At 67.3% G+C, this 16,301-nt stretch carries 16 protein-coding genes and 1 pseudogene; 9 read left to right on the top strand and 8 right to left on the bottom strand.

What is annotated here, in order from left to right:
- Positions 1-10: 10 nt before the first annotated feature.
- On the bottom strand, positions 11-934 hold the full coding sequence (locus A7G45_RS25680) for an alpha/beta fold hydrolase (RefSeq protein WP_260941159.1): 924 nt from the start codon (positions 932-934) through the stop codon (positions 11-13).
- 202 nt (positions 935-1,136) lie between these two features.
- Between A7G45_RS25680 and sucB the strand changes: the two are divergent.
- The 5 genes and pseudogenes from sucB to A7G45_RS25655 form a co-directional block, all read left to right on the top strand.
- A pseudogene (gene sucB, locus A7G45_RS25675) lies at positions 1,137-2,486 on the top strand (2-oxoglutarate dehydrogenase, E2 component, dihydrolipoamide succinyltransferase); the annotation flags it as partial.
- Between the two features lie 17 nt (positions 2,487-2,503).
- Entirely contained in the window at positions 2,504-3,412 is a 909-nt protein-coding gene (locus A7G45_RS25670) for a TIGR01777 family oxidoreductase (RefSeq protein ID WP_260941155.1), read from the top strand.
- A gap of 25 nt (positions 3,413-3,437) precedes the next feature.
- Entirely contained in the window at positions 3,438-4,124 is a 687-nt protein-coding gene (lipB, locus tag A7G45_RS25665) for a lipoyl(octanoyl) transferase LipB (protein ID WP_260941154.1), read from the top strand.
- Positions 4,121-5,053, top strand: a complete 933-nt coding sequence (gene lipA, locus A7G45_RS25660; protein ID WP_133763015.1) for a lipoyl synthase — start codon at positions 4,121-4,123, stop codon at positions 5,051-5,053. The genes lipB and lipA overlap by 4 nt, the downstream gene beginning before the upstream one ends.
- Before the next feature lie 15 nt (positions 5,054-5,068).
- Positions 5,069-5,824 carry a DUF4191 domain-containing protein gene (locus tag A7G45_RS25655; RefSeq protein ID WP_260941152.1) on the top strand — a complete coding sequence of 252 codons (756 nt, stop codon included), beginning with the start codon at positions 5,069-5,071 and terminating at the stop codon, positions 5,822-5,824.
- A 62-nt stretch (positions 5,825-5,886) separates the two neighbouring features.
- Here the strand turns inward: A7G45_RS25655 and A7G45_RS25650 are convergent, their stop codons facing one another.
- Entirely contained in the window at positions 5,887-6,363 is a 477-nt protein-coding gene (locus A7G45_RS25650) for an RDD family protein (protein ID WP_260941150.1), read from the bottom strand.
- 167 nt (positions 6,364-6,530) lie between these two features.
- Here A7G45_RS25650 and glnA (A7G45_RS25645) point away from each other — a divergent pair, with 167 nt between their 5' ends.
- Both glnA (A7G45_RS25645) and A7G45_RS25640 read left to right on the top strand, forming a co-directional pair.
- Positions 6,531-7,967, top strand: coding sequence for a type I glutamate--ammonia ligase (gene glnA, locus A7G45_RS25645; protein WP_043399683.1), 1,437 nt, complete (start codon positions 6,531-6,533; stop codon positions 7,965-7,967).
- Positions 7,968-8,161: 194 nt separating this feature from the next.
- A complete protein-coding gene (locus A7G45_RS25640) occupies positions 8,162-8,488 on the top strand; it encodes a darcynin family protein (RefSeq protein WP_260941148.1) in 327 nt (108 codons plus the stop codon).
- 73 nt (positions 8,489-8,561) lie between these two features.
- Here A7G45_RS25640 and A7G45_RS25635 read toward each other — a convergent pair whose 3' ends face one another.
- Entirely contained in the window at positions 8,562-9,005 is a 444-nt protein-coding gene (locus A7G45_RS25635) for an SRPBCC family protein (RefSeq protein WP_260941146.1), read from the bottom strand.
- Positions 9,002-9,370 (bottom strand): ArsR/SmtB family transcription factor, encoded by a 369-nt coding sequence (locus A7G45_RS25630; protein ID WP_260941144.1) that lies wholly within the window; start codon positions 9,368-9,370, stop codon positions 9,002-9,004. Before A7G45_RS25630 ends, A7G45_RS25635 begins: the two co-directional genes overlap by 4 nt.
- Positions 9,371-9,520: 150 nt before the next feature.
- On the opposite strand from A7G45_RS25630, the gene A7G45_RS25625 reads away from it, so the two are divergent.
- Both A7G45_RS25625 and A7G45_RS25620 read left to right on the top strand, forming a co-directional pair.
- A complete protein-coding gene (locus A7G45_RS25625; RefSeq protein ID WP_260941142.1) occupies positions 9,521-9,952 on the top strand; it encodes a DoxX family protein in 432 nt (143 codons plus the stop codon).
- A gap of 42 nt (positions 9,953-9,994) precedes the next feature.
- Entirely contained in the window at positions 9,995-10,411 is a 417-nt protein-coding gene (locus tag A7G45_RS25620) for a DoxX family protein (protein ID WP_043399687.1), read from the top strand.
- Here the strand turns inward: A7G45_RS25620 and A7G45_RS25615 are convergent, their stop codons facing one another.
- Genes A7G45_RS25615 through glnA (A7G45_RS25600) form a run of 4 tightly spaced genes read right to left on the bottom strand, consistent with a single transcriptional unit; the run spans position 10,412 to position 16,233 of the window.
- Positions 10,412-11,266, bottom strand: a complete 855-nt coding sequence (locus tag A7G45_RS25615; protein ID WP_260941138.1) for a TIGR03619 family F420-dependent LLM class oxidoreductase — start codon at positions 11,264-11,266, stop codon at positions 10,412-10,414.
- Complete coding sequence (locus A7G45_RS25610) at positions 11,263-11,895, bottom strand: PaaI family thioesterase (RefSeq protein ID WP_260941136.1); 633 nt, start codon at positions 11,893-11,895, stop codon at positions 11,263-11,265. Before A7G45_RS25610 ends, A7G45_RS25615 begins: the two co-directional genes overlap by 4 nt.
- 5 nt (positions 11,896-11,900) lie before the next feature.
- Complete coding sequence (locus tag A7G45_RS25605; RefSeq protein WP_260941134.1) at positions 11,901-14,861, bottom strand: bifunctional [glutamine synthetase] adenylyltransferase/[glutamine synthetase]-adenylyl-L-tyrosine phosphorylase; 2,961 nt, start codon at positions 14,859-14,861, stop codon at positions 11,901-11,903.
- Positions 14,862-14,889: 28 nt separating this feature from the next.
- Positions 14,890-16,233: a type I glutamate--ammonia ligase gene (glnA, locus tag A7G45_RS25600; protein ID WP_260941133.1), complete on the bottom strand. Its 1,344-nt coding sequence runs from the start codon at positions 16,231-16,233 to the stop codon at positions 14,890-14,892.
- Between the last annotated feature and the right edge of the window lie 68 nt (positions 16,234-16,301).

Raw genomic sequence — 16,301 nt, 5'->3', positions numbered from 1 at the left:
CGAAACCGGCCTAGCCGATCTGAGCCAGCTGCAGATCCCGGGCCGGCGCGGCGCCGGCTACGTGTTCGGCGAGTTCGCGGGCCGCGGTGGCGAGCAGCTCCGGATGCGACATCGGCGACCAGTGGCCCGAGTCGATGTCCCGGCGCCACAGCTGCGGAACCCATTGGGGCGTCTCGTCATACAGGTGCGGGCGGACGAACTGGTCGCCGCGGTTGACGATCACCTGCACCGGCACGTTGACGTAGTGGTCACGCCGGCCCTTGATGAGGGTGCGCCAGTAGTTGGCCGGGTACACCTTGAGGCTGTTCGCGGCGTCGGTCGCGAAGGTGTCCGAATGCCGAATCTGGTTGTCGGACATGCCATCAAGGCGTTTCATCAGCTGAGGCAGGATGGTCGGCACAGTGGCCCGAACCAACACGCGCGCCACCAACGGGATCGAGAAGAAACCCTGGTACGTCAGCCGCAGGAACTGCGACACCGAGCGCAGGAACCGCACCGGCTGATAGGGGCGCTTGAGGCCGTCCATGATGTAGCGACGAGTGTGGTCGGCACTCGGCCCCGAGGTCGAGGTGAACGACGCGACACGGTCCACCGATTCGGGCCGGGACAGGTACTCCCAGATGCCCACCGAGCCCCAATCATGGGCGAGCACGTGGACCTTCTGGCCGGGCGCCAGCGCCTCGATGACGGCCGCGAAGTCGTCGGCGTAGTGCGCCATCGTGTACGACGAAACCTTCTTGGGCACACCGGAATTGCGCGAACCACGGTTGTCGTAGCGGATCACCCGGTAGGTGTCGGCAAGGTGCGGCACCGTGGCGTCCCACATGTCGTGCGAGTCGGGCCAGCCGTGCACCAGCACGACCACCGGACCGTCCGGATTGCCCTCCTCGTACGTCGCGATCCGCGTCCCGTCCGCACTGTCCACAAACTGCATCGTCAAACCCCGCTGAGCTCAAAGTATCCCGTACCGCCGGTACTGGTTTGAATGCGACAGTAGCCTGCTCAGAAGTGGTGTCAAGACAGTGCGACAAAGTCCCGACCCGCCACACCTCGCATGCACCGGCATGACAGGATGGGGCCGAGACATTCGAAGTGACGAGCGACCTTTTCGAGGAGTCAACGCAATGGCCATCTCCGTCCAGATGCCCGCACTCGGTGAGAGCGTTACCGAGGGGACCGTCACTCGATGGCTCAAGCAGGAGGGCGACACCGTCGAGGTCGACGAACCCCTGCTCGAGGTGTCCACCGACAAGGTCGACACCGAAATCCCGTCACCCATCGCCGGTGTGCTGCTGTCCATCACCGCCGACGAGGACGACGTCGTGTCCATCGGCGGCGAGCTCGCCAAGATCGGCGCCGCCGGCTCGGCACCGGCTGCAGCTCCTGCTCCGGCCGCGCCTGCTCCGGCACCCGAGCCCGTGGCCGCGCCCACGCCTCCGCCGGCCCCTGCCGCACCGACCCCGCCGCCGGCCCCCGCGCCTGCTCCTGCCGCACCGGCTGCGGCACCGGCACCCGCCCCCGCAGCCGCGTCCGACGATGCCAGCCCGTACGTCACCCCGCTGGTGCGAAAGTTGGCCTCCGAGAACAACGTTGACCTTGCTTCGGTGCAGGGCACCGGCGTCGGCGGCCGCATCCGCAAGCAGGATGTGCTCGCCGCGGCCGAGGCCGCCAAGGCCCCGGCCGCTCCTGCCGCCGCCGCATCGGCCCCCGCCGCACCGGCTGCCAAGGCTCCGGCGGCAGCGCCCGCCCCGGCGCTGGCCCACCTGCGTGGCACCACGCAGAAGGCCACCCGGATCCGTCAGATCACCGCCAAGAAGACGCGGGAGTCGCTGCAGACCACGGCGCAGCTGACCCAGACGCACGAGGTCGACATGACCCGCATCGTCGGGTTGCGGGCCCGCGCCAAGAACTCGTTCGCCGAGCGCGAGGGCGTCAACCTGACCTACCTGCCGTTCATCGCCCGCGCGGTGATCGACGCGTTGAAGATCCACCCGAACGTCAACGCCAGCTACAACGAGGACACCAAGGAGATCACCTACTACGACGCCGAGCACCTCGGCTTCGCGGTGGACACCGAGCAGGGCCTGCTGTCGCCGGTCGTGCACAACGCCGGTGACCTCTCCCTGGGCGGTCTTGCTCGCGCGATCGTCGACATCGCCGACCGCGCCCGCTCCGGCAACCTGCGGCCCGACGAGCTGTCCGGTGGCACCTTCACCATCACCAACATCGGCAGCCAGGGCGCCCTGTTCGACACCCCGATCCTGGTTCCGCCGCAGGCGGCCATGCTCGGCACCGGTGCCATCGTCAAGCGGCCTCGCGTCGTCGTGGACGAGGGCGGCAACGAGTCGATCGGTGTCCGGTCGGTCTGCTACCTGCCGCTGACCTACGACCACCGCCTGATCGACGGCGCCGACGCCGGCCGGTTCGTGACCACCATCAAACGTCGTCTCGAAGAGGGTGCGTTCGAGGCCGACCTCGGTCTCTAGGCCCGGGCGGTAATCGCATGGCGCACGCGGTCATAGCCATCGCGGGCTCGTCGGGACTGATCGGTTCCGCACTGGTATCGGCACTCCGTGCCACCGACCATCGGGTGGTGCGCATCGTGCGCCGGCAACCGGCCAACGCCGACGAGGTGTATTGGAACCCGGACACGGGCGACTTCGATTGGCGCGCATTGCAAGACGTCGATGCCGTGGTGAACCTGTGCGGCGTGAGCATCGGATCCCGCCGGTGGTCCGGGGCGTTCAAGCAGAGCCTGCGCGACAGCCGCATCGGCCCGACCGAGGTGCTGGCCGACGCCGTCGTCGACGCCGGGGTCCCTACGCTCATCAATGCCAGCGCGGTCGGCTTCTACGGCGATACCCGGGATCGGATCGCCGACGAGCGGTCGCCCGCCGGCGCAGGTTTCCTGGCCCGGCTCTGTCTGGACTGGGAGGCTGCCGCGCGCCCGGCCGCCGACGCGGGGGTCCGCGTCGTGCTCGCGCGCACGGGCCTGGTGCTGGCTCCGGCAGGCGGCATGCTGGCCCGGCTGCGGCCGGTGTTCGGGCTCGGTCTCGGCGCCCGGCTGGGCAGCGGGCGCCAGTACATGCCGTGGATCACGCTGGAGGACGAGGTGCGGGCCCTGCTGTTCGCGCTGAATCACGACGAGCTGTCCGGCCCGCTGAATCTGACAGGCCCGGCGCCGGTGACCAACGGGGAGTTCACCGAAGCCCTGGGACGTGCGCTGCACCGGCCCACGCCGCTGCTGATGCCCGGTTTCGCGCTGCGCGCGGCGCTTGGTGAGTTCGCCGAGGAGGGGCTGCTCGGGGGCCAGCGGGCCATCCCCGCAGCGCTGGAGGACGCCGGTTTCGAGTTCCACCAGCGGACCATCGGCGAGGCCCTGTCGTACGTCACCGCCCCCAACGCGGCCTGACTGCCGCAGGCGTAGCGTCAGTTCGGTGACGATCCGATCTGTCGGTGGCCCGATCGACGTGCGCCGCCTGGGCACCATCGATTACAACGACGCCTGGGAGCTGCAGCGCGAGCTTGCAACCGCCCGCTCCGACGAGCGTGGCAACGACACCCTGCTGCTGCTCGAGCACCCGGCCGTCTACACCGCCGGCCGTCGCACCGAACCGCACGAGCGCCCGACCGACGGCACCCCCGTCATCGACACCGACCGCGGCGGCAAGATCACCTGGCACGGCCCCGGGCAGCTGGTGGGCTATCCGATCATCGGCCTGGCCCAGCCGCTCGACGTGGTGAAATTCGTTCGGCTGCTTGAAGATGCGCTGATGTCGGTGTGCGCCGAGCTCGGCCTGCAGACCATCCGGGTGGACGGGCGGTCCGGCGTGTGGCTGGCCGCCGACGGACTACGGCCCGAGCGCAAGATCGCCGCCATCGGCATCCGGGTCGCCCGCGGCACGACGCTGCACGGCTTCTCCCTCAACTGCAACTGCGACCTGGGCGCGTTCGGCGGCATCGTCCCGTGCGGCATCGCCGACGCCGGCGTCACGTCGCTGACGAAGGAGCTGGGCCGCGAGATCACGCCCGAGGACGTCATCGACCGGGTGGCCTCCGCGGTGTGCTCGGCACTCGGGGCGGCCGTCGACGCACCCCGTACCGCACTAATATCGTCACCATGAGCGTCGATCCCGGTAACCGCAAGCTGCTCCGCCTGGAGGTCCGCAACGCGGAGACGCCGATCGAGCGCAAGCCGCCGTGGATCAAGACCAAGCTCAAGATGGGCCCCGAGTACAAGGACCTCAAGAGCCTGGTCAAACGCGAGGGTCTGCACACCGTCTGCGAAGAGGCGGGCTGCCCCAACATCTACGAGTGCTGGGAAGACCGCGAGGCCACCTTCCTGATCGGCGGCGAGCAGTGCACCCGCCGCTGCGACTTCTGCCAGATCGACACCGGCAAGCCCGCCGACCTGGACCGTGACGAACCCCGCCGGGTCGCCGAGAGTGTCCAGACCATGGGCCTGCGCTACTCCACGATCACCGGGGTGGCGCGCGACGACCTGCCCGACGGCGGCGCCTGGCTGTACGCCGAGACGGTCCGCCAGATCCACGCGCTGAACCCGAACACCGGCGTCGAGCTGCTCGCCCCCGACTTCAACGGCGTGCCCGCGCTGCTCGAAGAGGTCTTCGACTCGCGCCCAGAAGTGTTCGCGCACAACGTCGAAACCGTGCCCCGCATCTTCAAGCGCATCCGCCCGGCGTTCCGTTACGAGCGCAGCCTCGGCGTGATCACCGCGGCCCGCGACTACGGCCTGGTGACAAAGAGCAACCTGATCCTCGGCATGGGTGAGACGCCCGAGGAGATCCGGATGGCGCTGCAGGACCTGTACGACGCGGGCTGCGACATCGTCACCATCACCCAGTACCTGCGCCCGTCGCCGCGGCATCATCCGGTCGAGCGCTGGGTGCGGCCGGAGGAATTCGTCGAGCACCAGCAGTTCGCGGAGGGTCTGGGCTTCGCCGGAGTGCTCGCCGGACCGCTGGTCCGTTCGTCGTACCGGGCCGGAAAGCTGTACGCCCAAGCTGCCCGATTACGGCCACCGGTTTCCTGAACCTATCCTGGTGGCATGGCAAAGACCACCAATGCTGCCGCTGTGAAGGCTGCGAAGGCCGAGGCGAAGGCTGCCCGCAAGGCCGCCTCCAAGGCACGCCGCGCCCAGCTCTGGCAGGCGTTCCAGATTCAGCGCAAAGAGGACAAGCGGCTGCTGCCGTACATGATCGGTGCGTTCGTCCTGATCGTGGCGCTCGCCGTCGCGATGGCCGCGTACTCCGGCGGCATCTTGAGCTGGATCACGCTGCCCATCCTGGGTGTGCTGCTCGGCGGGCTGATCGCGTTCATCATCTTCGGCCGGCGGGCGCAGAAGTCGGTCTACAGCAAGGCTGACGGCCAGACCGGCGCGGCGGCCTGGGCGCTGGACAACATGCGTGGCCAGTGGCGGGTCACGCAGGCCGTCGCCGCCACCGGCAGCTTCGATGCCGTGCACCGCGTGGTCGGCCGGCCGGGTGTGATCTTCGTCGGCGAGGGATCGCCGCAGCGCCTGAAACCGCTTCTGGCGCAGGAGAAGAAGCGCACCGCACGGCTGATCGGCGAAGTGCCGATCTACACCGTCGTCGTCGGCAACGAAGAGGACCAGGTGCCGCTGTCCAAGCTGGAACGGCACCTGACCAAGCTGCCCGCCAACATCACCGCCAAGCAGATGGATGCGCTGGAGTCCCGCCTGGCCGCCCTGGGTTCCAAGCTGGGTCCCGGCGGTCTACCCAAGGGCCCGCTGCCTGCCGGCGCGAAGATGAAGGGCATGCAGCGCACCGCCCGTCGCAAGTAAACCCAGCGATTTGTGCACGATTTTCCGCGGCGACCGCGGATTTTCGTGCACAGGTCGACGGGTCAGCGGCGCAGGACGGCGGTGTTCGTCAGCCGGTCCTGCAGGCCGCGGCCGTCGGCGTCGGTCAGCAGTGCCGGCACGGCCAGGGCGACCATTACCCCGCGCACCACGGCCCGGGTGACGCCGACGCGCGGGGCGTCGTCGAGCGGCACCACCATGAGGCCGAGGGCCAGCTGACCGGGCGTGAATCCGAACAGCGACAGCGACACGATGCCGAGCACGAGCCACACCACGAGCACGGCCGTGGACAGCGTGGACACCGACAGCAGACCGAAGGCCATGGCGAGCCCGGCCAGCCCGTAGCCGATCAGCCAGTCGACGAGCAGGGCCACGGTGCGGCGTCCCATCCGGGCCAACGATCGCGAGCCCGTTTCCGGCAGACCGAGGGCTTTACCCGGGTACGAAGACTCATCAACGGGGCGCTCAGATTCGGGCCCGGACAGCCACGAACCGAGCCGAAATCCATCTGCACCGGACATGCTGTCAGGATAGGCGTGCACACTCGTCCAACCGAACCGTGCGGTGGGTGGTCCGCGATTCACCAACATGGGATCGCGTAACGTCCGCGAAACATACGGTTGATTGGCGTGCAACATCGTGTCCCTAGGTTCAACCGCGGGTAACACCAGTAAAGGAGATCACTTACGTGGCAGAAAAGACGTCTGACGACATCTTCAAGCTGATCAAGGACGAGAACGTCGAGTACGTGGACATTCGTTTCTGCGATTTGCCTGGTGTTGTCCAGCACTTCTCGATCCCGGCTTCGGCGTTCGACGAGAGCGTTTTCGAAGACGGCCTGGCCTTCGACGGTTCATCGGTCCGTGGCTTCCAGTCGATCCACGAGTCCGACATGATGCTGCTGCCGGACGCCAACACCGCGCGCATCGACCCGTTCCGGGCCGCCAAGACGCTGAACATGAACTTCTTCGTGCACGACCCGTTCACGCGTGAGGCCTACTCCCGTGACCCACGCAACGTCGCACGCAAGGCCGAGAACTACCTGGCCAGCACCGGCATCGCCGACACCTGTTACTTCGGTGCCGAGGCCGAGTTCTACATCTTCGACTCGGTGGCGTTCGACTCCAAGATGAACGGCACCTTCTACGAGGTCGACTCCGAGTCGGGCTGGTGGAACAGCGGCGAGCCCTTCGAGGCCGACGGCTCCCCCAACCGCGGCTACAAGGTCCGCCCCAAGGGTGGCTACTTCCCCGTCGCGCCGTACGACCACTACGTCGACCTGCGCGACGAGATGTCGACCAACCTGATCAACTCCGGGTTCACCCTGGAGCGCGGCCACCACGAGGTCGGCACCGCCGGCCAGGCCGAGATCAACTACAAGTTCGACACGCTGCTGGCTGCGGCCGATGACGTGCTGCTGTTCAAGTACATCATCAAGAACACCGCGTGGGCGAACAACAAGACCGTCACCTTCATGCCGAAGCCGTTGTTCGGTGACAACGGCTCGGGCATGCACGCCCACCAGTCGCTGTGGAAGGACGGCAAGCCGCTGTTCCACGACGAGTCCGGCTACGCGGGCTTGTCCGACATGGCGCGCCACTACATCGGCGGCATCCTGCACCACGCCCCGTCGCTGCTGGCGTTCACCAATCCGACGGTGAACTCCTACAAGCGTCTGGTGCCGGGCTACGAGGCCCCGATCAACCTGGTGTACAGCCAGCGCAACCGCTCGGCATGTGTGCGTATCCCGATCACCGGCAACAACCCGAAGGCCAAGCGCCTCGAGTTCCGTTGCCCGGACAGCTCGGGTAACCCGTACCTGGCCTTCTCGGCGATGCTCATGGCCGGTATCGACGGCATCAAGAAGAAGATCGAGCCCATGGCCCCGATCGACAAGGATCTCTACGAGCTGCCGCCGGACGAGGCCGCCAGCATCCCGCAGGCCCCGACCTCGCTGGCTGCCGTCATCGACCGCCTCGAGGCCGACCACGACTACCTCACCGAGGGTGGCGTGTTCACCGAGGACCTGATCGAGACCTGGATCTCGTACAAGCGGGAGAACGAAATCCTGCCGGTGCAGATTCGCCCTCACCCGTACGAGTTCTCGCTCTACTACGACTGCTGAGTCGCGAGCACAAAAAAACTGCCCCTCTCCTCCGGGAGAGGGGCAGTTTTGCATCTGCGCCGAGTTAGGGTAACCTAACTATCGCAAGCGTCACTGCTCGCGGTGCTGACAACCTCATAGGTCAACGGAGAGATTCGTTGGCCTTTTTCGTTTCTCTCCACTCCTATTCACAAGCGAGAGAACGAGGTTCGCCCATGTTCACGGTTTTCATGTTGGTCAAGACAAATCCCGAGTGGCTCGGTTTCCCGGTCGCCAAACGGTTCGACGAACTCGCGCTGCATCTGCAGCCGATCCTCGACCGCCATCAGGCGGTCACCTTCAAGTGGGTTGACACCGAGTTCTACACCGCCCGGGTCACCGACGTGTGGGTGCTCGAGGCCGCCGACCCGCACCAGTACGAACTGGCCGTCGAAGAGCTTCGCGAAACACCGCTGTGGGACCGGTATTTCGCCGTCGTCGAGATCCTGCCCGGCGTCGCGAACGCCTACGCAGACAACTACGGCCGGGCCGCGCTCGGGTAATCATCGAGGTACCAACGGACGCAAGACTGCCCCCTTTTTCCAAGGGGGCAGTCTTGCGTCCGGTCGCCAGGAATCAGGCGGGCAATCGCTGCAGCAACCGGCCCATGGAATCGAGGAACGCGTTGTAGCCGTGCTCGAGTGCGGCACGGCCCTCGGCGGGCCAGCCCGGTGTCTGCTGGACCAGGGTCAGCTCAGTGCCGCCGTCGACGGGTCGCAGCGTCACCGTCACCGGCATGCGTTCCGGGTTGTCGGGTTCATCGGTCAGGTCGAAGACCACCCGGTTCGGCGGGTCGAGTTCGAGGAAGCTCCCGACCCAGTGCTTGAGCGTGCCGTCGGGCAGGTGCATGACGGCGCGCCATTGGCCTCCGACCCGCGCTTCCATCTCGAAGGTGTCCATCGGTACGTCGACCTGGTCGGTGCCGAACCAGGTCGCGAAGTACTCGGGTGTGACGAACATCGAGTACACCAGTTCCTGGGGTGCATCGAAGGTCCGAACGAGGGTCACCGAATCGGTCATGCGTCTTCTCCTTTGTCATGGTCTTCGGATTTGTGACTGTCTTCGGACTGCAGACGGGCGAGCAACTCCCCCATCGAGTCCAGGTTTGCGGTCCAGAACTTCTCGTACTCGGCAACCCATTTCGACACTGCCGCAAGGGGTTCCGGGTTCAGCGTGGCCGGCCGGTACTGCGCGCTGCGACCTCTGTGCACCAGCCCTGCCGCCTCGAGCACCCGCAGGTGCTTGGACACCGCGGCGAAGGTCATGTCGAACGGCTCGACCAATTCGCCGACGGTTCGTTCCCGATCAGCCAGCAGCGCGAGCATGCTCCGGCGGGTCGGGTCCGCCAGCGCGGCGAAGGTCCGGCTCAGCTGATCCGTTGCCATCACCGCTCCTATTCAACCAGTTAGTTCTATACCTATTGGTTGAATATAGCGCGGGATCAGAATTCACGCCAGGCACCAACCCGATGACGGTCCGATAACGCCGCCACCGAACGTCGGAAGCGGCCGCTTGCCCAGTCGTACCGTCGGTTCATGACGACTCAACTGGACGCCCGGCTCACCGCACAGTCCCCCGCTGTCATCAGCTTGTTCCGCGTCGTCATGGGGTTCCTCCTGACGATCCACGGCGCGCAGAAACTCTTCGCCTGGCCGGTCGGCATGCCCAACAAGGCCGGTGAGCTCGTCGGCGCCGCGGTCCCGGTCGGCACCTGGCCGTTCTGGTACGGCGGTCTCATCGAGTTCGTCGTCGGTCTATTGATCCTGACGGGTCTGTTCACCCGGATCGCCGCCTTCGTCGCCTCGGGCGAAATGGCCTTCGCCTACTTCACCCAGCACCAGCCCCAGGGCCTGCTGCCCATCGAGAACGGCGGCGAGCTCGCGGTGCTCTACTGCTTCGCGTTCTTCCTGCTGGTGTTCATCGGCGGGGGCGCGTACGCGCTGGATTCGATGCGCCGCAAAGGCTGACTCAGGTCTACGCCGTTGCTCGACGCCCCCTAGGATCGAGCAATGGCTCAGACTGACATCGAATCCCGGCTCGACGCTGTCGCCCCACTCGTACTGTCCGTTTTCCGGATCGTCATCGGTTTCCTGTTCACGGTGCACGGTGTCACCACGTTGTTCAAGTGGCCTGTCGACACCAATCCCGGCGTTGCCGCACCGGCATTCGGCAGTTTCCCGGGCTGGTATGCCGGCGCGATCGAGCTGATCGTCGGCGTCTTGCTCGTCACCGGCCTGGCCACCCGCATCGCCGCGTTCATCGGTTCCGGCGAGATGGCTTTCGCCTACTTCATGGCTCACCAGCCGCAAGGTCTGCTGCCCATCGCAAACGGCGGTGAGCCCGCCGTGCTCTACTGCTTCTCGCTGTTCCTGCTGGTGTTCACCGGCGGTGGTGCCATCGGCCTGGACGCGCTACGCAAACGCTAGCTAGAGGCCCAGGTCCGCGCGAAAGCGCTTGAGTCCGTCGATCTTCTCGGCCAGTGTGGCCGACGGACCGCTGTAGAACATCCACGGCATCGTGATGTTGCCGGTGATGCCGGCCTGCTCGGCGCGCGCGAAATGCTCCGGTAGGTAGGCGTCGGCCAGCGGCGTCAGGATCTCGAAACCCTCGAGCGGCAAACCGTTTTCGACTCGTATCTCGCGCACCCGCGTCGCCGCGGTGATGGCCTGGTCAGTGGTGATCAGGTCGCCGATCCAGCCGTCGTTGCGCGCCGCGCGGCGCAGCGCGATCTCGCTGAGTCCGCCGACGTAGATGGGCACCCGCGGCGGCGTCGGCTCCATTTCCAGCCGCGGCACCTGGTAGAACTCGCCGTCGAACGACGTCCACCCCGGCTGCCACAGCTGCCGGATCAACTCCAGCATCTCGTCGGTGCGCTTGCCGCGGCGCTCGAAAGCCTGCCCCATCAAGGCGAATTCGTCGGCGCACCAGCCTACGCCGACACCGAATTCCACCCGGCCGCCCGACAGACAGGCCGCCGTCCCGACCGATTTCGCCACCGAGAACGGGTCGCGCATGCCGGGGATGTACACCGTCGTCACGAATTTCACCCGGCTCGTCACCTGCGCCAGCGCACCGACCAGCACCCACGGGTCCGGCCAGTGCGTGAACGGCTGCCAGCGCCGCTGCCCGTCCGGCGTGTACGGGTACGGCGTGCTCAACGTCTCCAGGTTCACCACATGGTCCGGGATCGCGATGCCGTCGTAGCCGAGTTCGTCAGCGGCCCGGGCGATCTCGACCAGCTCACCGACATCCAGGAAGGCCAGGCTGACGTAGAACTTCACTCGCGCGCCCAGGACGGCCGGATGAAGATGCCGTCGGCCTCGACGGTGATCCCGGCTGAGTCGGAAAGGGTTCCGCGGGCGAAGGTCTTGATGCCGTCGGTACGGTCGATCCAGGCCTCGGTCCGCACGCGGCCCAGCGGCGTCCCGCGCAGATAACGCAAGGTGATGGTGCCGGTGAAGTGCGGCTTGGTGAACTGGGCGCTGGCAGTCTCGCCGAGCAGTTGGTCCAGCACCAATGCGCAGATGCCGCCGTGCACCAGACCGGGTGGGCCTTCGTAGGGCAGGCCCAATTCGAATTCCGCCCATGCCTTGTAGTCGGGGCCGCCCTCGTGCGTGATCTCCATCGGCGGGGCGATCGCATTGCGCATGCCCACAGCGGGATTCGCGTACGCCAGCGGACGGCCGTCGACCTCGTGGCGCACCGTCCACGCGTTGGGGCGTTCCACCTGCCGCAGCGTGGTGGTCACGGATTCGATGGCGGCCTGCGCTTCGGCGATGGTGGCGGCGTCCACTCCGGTGTGGATTCCGGCGTCGATCAACCGGCGGATCGCCTCGGTGAACGGCCGGTACACCGCCAACTGGTGCTGGTACTCCTCGTCACTGATCGTGTCGAACGCAAACTCACTCACGCTGCCTACTCCCCAAACACCTTGCGCACCACGGTCTTGGCACGACGAGTCACCCGCAGGTAGTTGTCCAGGAATTCGCTGCCGTCGCCGCTCGGCCACCCGGCGGCCACCGCGACGGCGTTGAGCTGACGGCCCGGCCCGGGCAACTGATCGGTGGGCTTGCCGCGCACCAGCACCAGCGCGTTGCGCGCGCGGGTGGCGGTCAGCCAGGCCTGGCGCAGTGTGTCCGCTTCGTCGCCCTCGATCAGCTGAGCCGCCTCGATGGCATCGAGCGCTTCCAGCGTCGAGGTGTTGTGCAGCGTGGGAACCTTGTGCGCGTAACGCAATTGGAGCAGCTGCACGGTCCACTCCACGTCGGCCAGGCCACCGCGGCCCAACTTGGTGTGGGTGTTCGGGTCCGCGCCGCGGGGCAGCCGCTCGGCGTCGACCCGGGCCTTGATCCGGCGGATTTCGCGCACCGTATCCGCCGACACACCATCGGCCGGGTACCGCGTGCGGTCGACCATCAGCAGGAAACGCTCGCCGAGTTCCAGATCCCCGGCCACCCGGTGCGCCCGCAGCAGGGCCTGAATCTCCCACGGCTGCGCCCACTGCGCGTAGTACTGCTCGTACGACGCCAAAGTCCGTACCAGAGAGCCATTTCGGCCTTCCGGGCGCAATCCCGCGTCAACCTCGAGCGGTGGATCGCTACTGGGCTGCCCCAACAAGGTCCGCACCTGTTCGGCCACCCCGATTGCCCAACGGACCGCCGCGGACTCGTCCGCTGCGCCCGCGCCCTCCGTGGGTTCACACACGAACATCACGTCCGCGTCGGACCCGTAGCCCAGTTCGCCACCGCCGAGCCGACCCATCCCGATGACGGCGATGCGCGCCAACGGACCGTCGGTGCTCGAGTTCGCGCGGATCACCACTTCCAGCGCGGCCTGCAGCACCGCCACCCACACCGAGGTCAGCGCCCGGCAGACATCGACCACCGGGAGCAGGCCCAGCAGGTCAGCCGAGGCGACCCGCGCCAGTTCCCGGCGGCGCAGGGTGCGCGCCGCGGCGATGGCCCGGGCGGGGTCTGCGTGCCGGCCGGCCGAGGCGACCAGCGCCCGGAACACCGCATCCGGTTCCACGTCAAGCAGTTTCGGACCTTGCGGACCGTCGGCGTATTGCCGGATGACCTCCGGCGCCCGCAGCAGCAGATCGGGCACATAGGCCGACGTGCCGAGCACCCGCATCAGCCGCTTGGCGACGGCGCCCTCGTCGCGCAGCGTGGACAGGAACCAGCGCTGGTCCCCCAGTTCCTCACTGATGCGCCGGTACGCCAGCAGGCCCGCGTCCGGGTCCGGGGTGTCCGACAGCCAGTCCAGCAGCGTCGGCAGCAGCACCTGCTGCACGGTGCCGCGGCGGCCACTGGAACTGGTCAGCGCGGCCAGGTGGGTCAGTGCGCTCTGCGGTCCTTCGTAACCGAGTGCGGCCAACTGCCTTTCGGCCGCAGCGGTGGTCAGCCCCGGGCCGAACTGGTTGCCCACTTCCAGCAGTGGCTGATAGAAGAGCTTCGCGTGCAGACGGGACACCCGCGTGTTCTGCCGCCTCAGGTCCTCGCGCAGGACCCCGAGTGCGTCGTGCTGTCCGTCGGGCCGGATGTGCGCCGCCCGTGCCAGCCAGCGCCACGCCTCGTCGTCACCCTCCTCGGGCAACAGGTGGGTGCGCTTGAGCCGCTGCAGTTGCAGCCGGTGCTCCAGCAGCCGCAAAAACTCATAGGACGCAGTGAGATTCGCGGTGTCGTCGCGGCCGATGTAACCGCCGGAGCCGAGTGCCGCCAACGCGTCGACGGTCGAGGCGACGTGCAGCGAATCGTCGTTGCGGCCGTGCACCAGTTGCAGCAGCTGGACCGCGAACTCGACGTCCCGCAGGCCGCCCTTGCCCAGTTTCAGTTCCCGCGTACGCACCCCGGCGGGCACCAGCTCCTCGACGCGCCGGCGCATGGCCTGCACGTCGGGCACGAAATCCTCACGGTCACAAGCGGTCCAGACCATCGGCATCAGCGCGTCGATGTACTGCTCACCCAGCTCCGGGTCGCCCACCGCGGCCCTGGCCTTCAAAAGTGCCTGGAATTCCCAGGTTTTCGCCCACCGCTGGTAGTAGGCGACATGCGACTCCAGGGTGCGGACCAGCTGACCGGCTTTGCCCTCGGGCCGCAGCGCCGCGTCGACCTCGAAGAACGTCTCGCCGGCGAACCGCATCATCTCGCCGGCCACCCGGGTGGTCATCGAGTCGGCCGCCTCGGCCACGAAGATGACGTCGACGTCGCTGACGTAATTCAGTTCGCGCGCACCGCATTTGCCCATCGCGATGACGGCGAGCCGCGGACCCGGATCGTCGCCGCACACGGTCCGGGTGGCGACGACCAGCGCCGCACCGAGCGCCGCGTCCGCGAGGTCGGACAGGTGCTCCCCCACGGTGACGTACGGCAGCACCGGTTCGTTCTCGACCGTGGGCGCGACATCCAGCGCTGCGAGCACCAGGATCCGGTCGCGGTAGTAGGTCTGCAGCACGTGCGAAGCCCCTGCGCTACCGGCGATTTCGGCCGCCAGCCGCTCGAAGTCGTCCAGCAGTTCGGCGCGGGACGGGAGCGTGACGTCGCCGTGCAGCAGGCGCCACGAAAGGGGGTGAGCCACCAGGTGATCGCCCAGGGCCAGCGATGACCCCAGCACTGCGAACAGCCGGCCCCGCAGGGACGTGTCGGTCACCAGCAGTGCGCTGAGCTCGGCCCAATCGGCTTCGAGGGCGTCGGCAATGCGCACCATGGCGCGCAGCGCGCTGTCGGCGTCCGGGGCGCGCGACAGCGACCACAACAACGCCACGTGTGCGTCGGTGTTCCAGCCGAGCCGATCCAGGTCCGCCCGGGCTGTCGGCGCCACCAACCCGAGCCGGCCGACGCTGGGCTGCGTGGGGCGCTGCGTCGAGGGGTTGGGCACAACCCGACGTTAGCGCACTGTCATGCCGTTACAGCGACAGGTATTCCTTGAGTTCGAACGGTGTCACGTGGCTGCGGTAGGACTCCCACTCCGCGCGCTTGTTGCGCAGGAAGTAGTCGAAGACGTGCTCTCCCAACGCCTCGGCGACGAGCTCGGACTTCTCCATCTCCGCCAGCGCCACACCCAAGCTGCCGGGCAGTTCCTTGTAGCCCATCGCGCGACGTTCCTCGGGCGTCAGGTTCCAGACGTTGTCCTCGGCCTGCGGCCCGAGCTCGTAGCCCTTCTCGATGCCGCGCAGGCCGGCGGCCAGCAGCACCGCGAAGGCCAGGTACGGGTTGCATGCCGAGTCGGGGCTGCGCACCTCGATGCGGCGCGACGAAGCCTTGCGCGGCGTGTACATCGGAACTCGGACCAGCGCCGAGCGGTTGGCCGCACCCCACGAGGCCGCGGTCGGGGCCTCGCCGCCGTGCACCAGCCGCTTGTAGGAGTTCACCCACTGGTTGGTGACGGCGCTGATCTCGCTGGCGTGCGTCAGGATGCCGGCGATGAAGGACTTGGCGACGTCCGACAGCTGCAGCGGATCCTCGGCGCTGTGGAAGGCGTTGGTCTCACCCTCGAACAGGCTCATGTGGGTGTGCATCGCCGAGCCGGGGTACTGGCTGAACGGCTTGGGCATGAACGTGGCGCGCACGCCTTCGTTGAGCGCGACTTCCTTGACCAGGTAGCGGAAGGTCATGACGTTGTCGGCCATCGACAGGGCGTCGGCGTAGCGCAGGTCGATCTCCTGCTGGCCGGGTGCGCCCTCGTGGTGGCTGAACTCCACCGAGATGCCCATGGACTCCAGCGCGTCGATGGCGTGCCGGCGGAAGTTGGGCGCCGAGTCGTGCACGGCCTGGTCGAAGTAGCCGCTGTTGTCGGCCGGCACCGGCACCGAGCCGTCGTTGGGGCCGGGCTGCAGCAGGAAGAACTCGATCTCCGGGTGCACGTAGCAGGAGAAGCCCAGATCGCCGGCCTTGGACAGCTGACGACGCAGCACATGACGCGAATCCGCCCAGGACGGCGAACCGTCGGGCATGGTGATGTCGCAGAACATGCGGGCCGAGTAGTGCTTGCCGGCGCTCTTGGTGGTCCACGGCAGCACCTGGAAAGTGGACGGATCAGGACGCGCCACCATGTCGGCTTCCGAGACGCGGGCAAAGCCCTCGATCGCGGATCCGTCGAAGCCGATGCCCTCCTCGAAGGCGCCTTCCAGCTCGGCCGGCGCGATCGCCACGGACTTGAGGTATCCGAGCACGTCCGTGAACCACAGCCGGACAAAACGGATGTCGCGTTCCTCCAGCGTGCGCAGCACGAATTCCTTCTGGCGATCCATGTCCGCAGCGTAGGCAGCGGCTGTTAAATCCGTGTTACCAAGTGGACTCTGTTCGGCATGTATCACCG

The sequence above is a fragment of the Mycolicibacterium llatzerense genome (genome assembly GCF_025331195.1).
GTDB lineage: Bacteria > Actinomycetota > Actinomycetes > Mycobacteriales > Mycobacteriaceae > Mycobacterium > Mycobacterium llatzerense.
The sequence above is the reverse complement of the archived record's forward strand: the minus strand, read 5'-3'. Positions and strand labels throughout refer to the sequence as shown.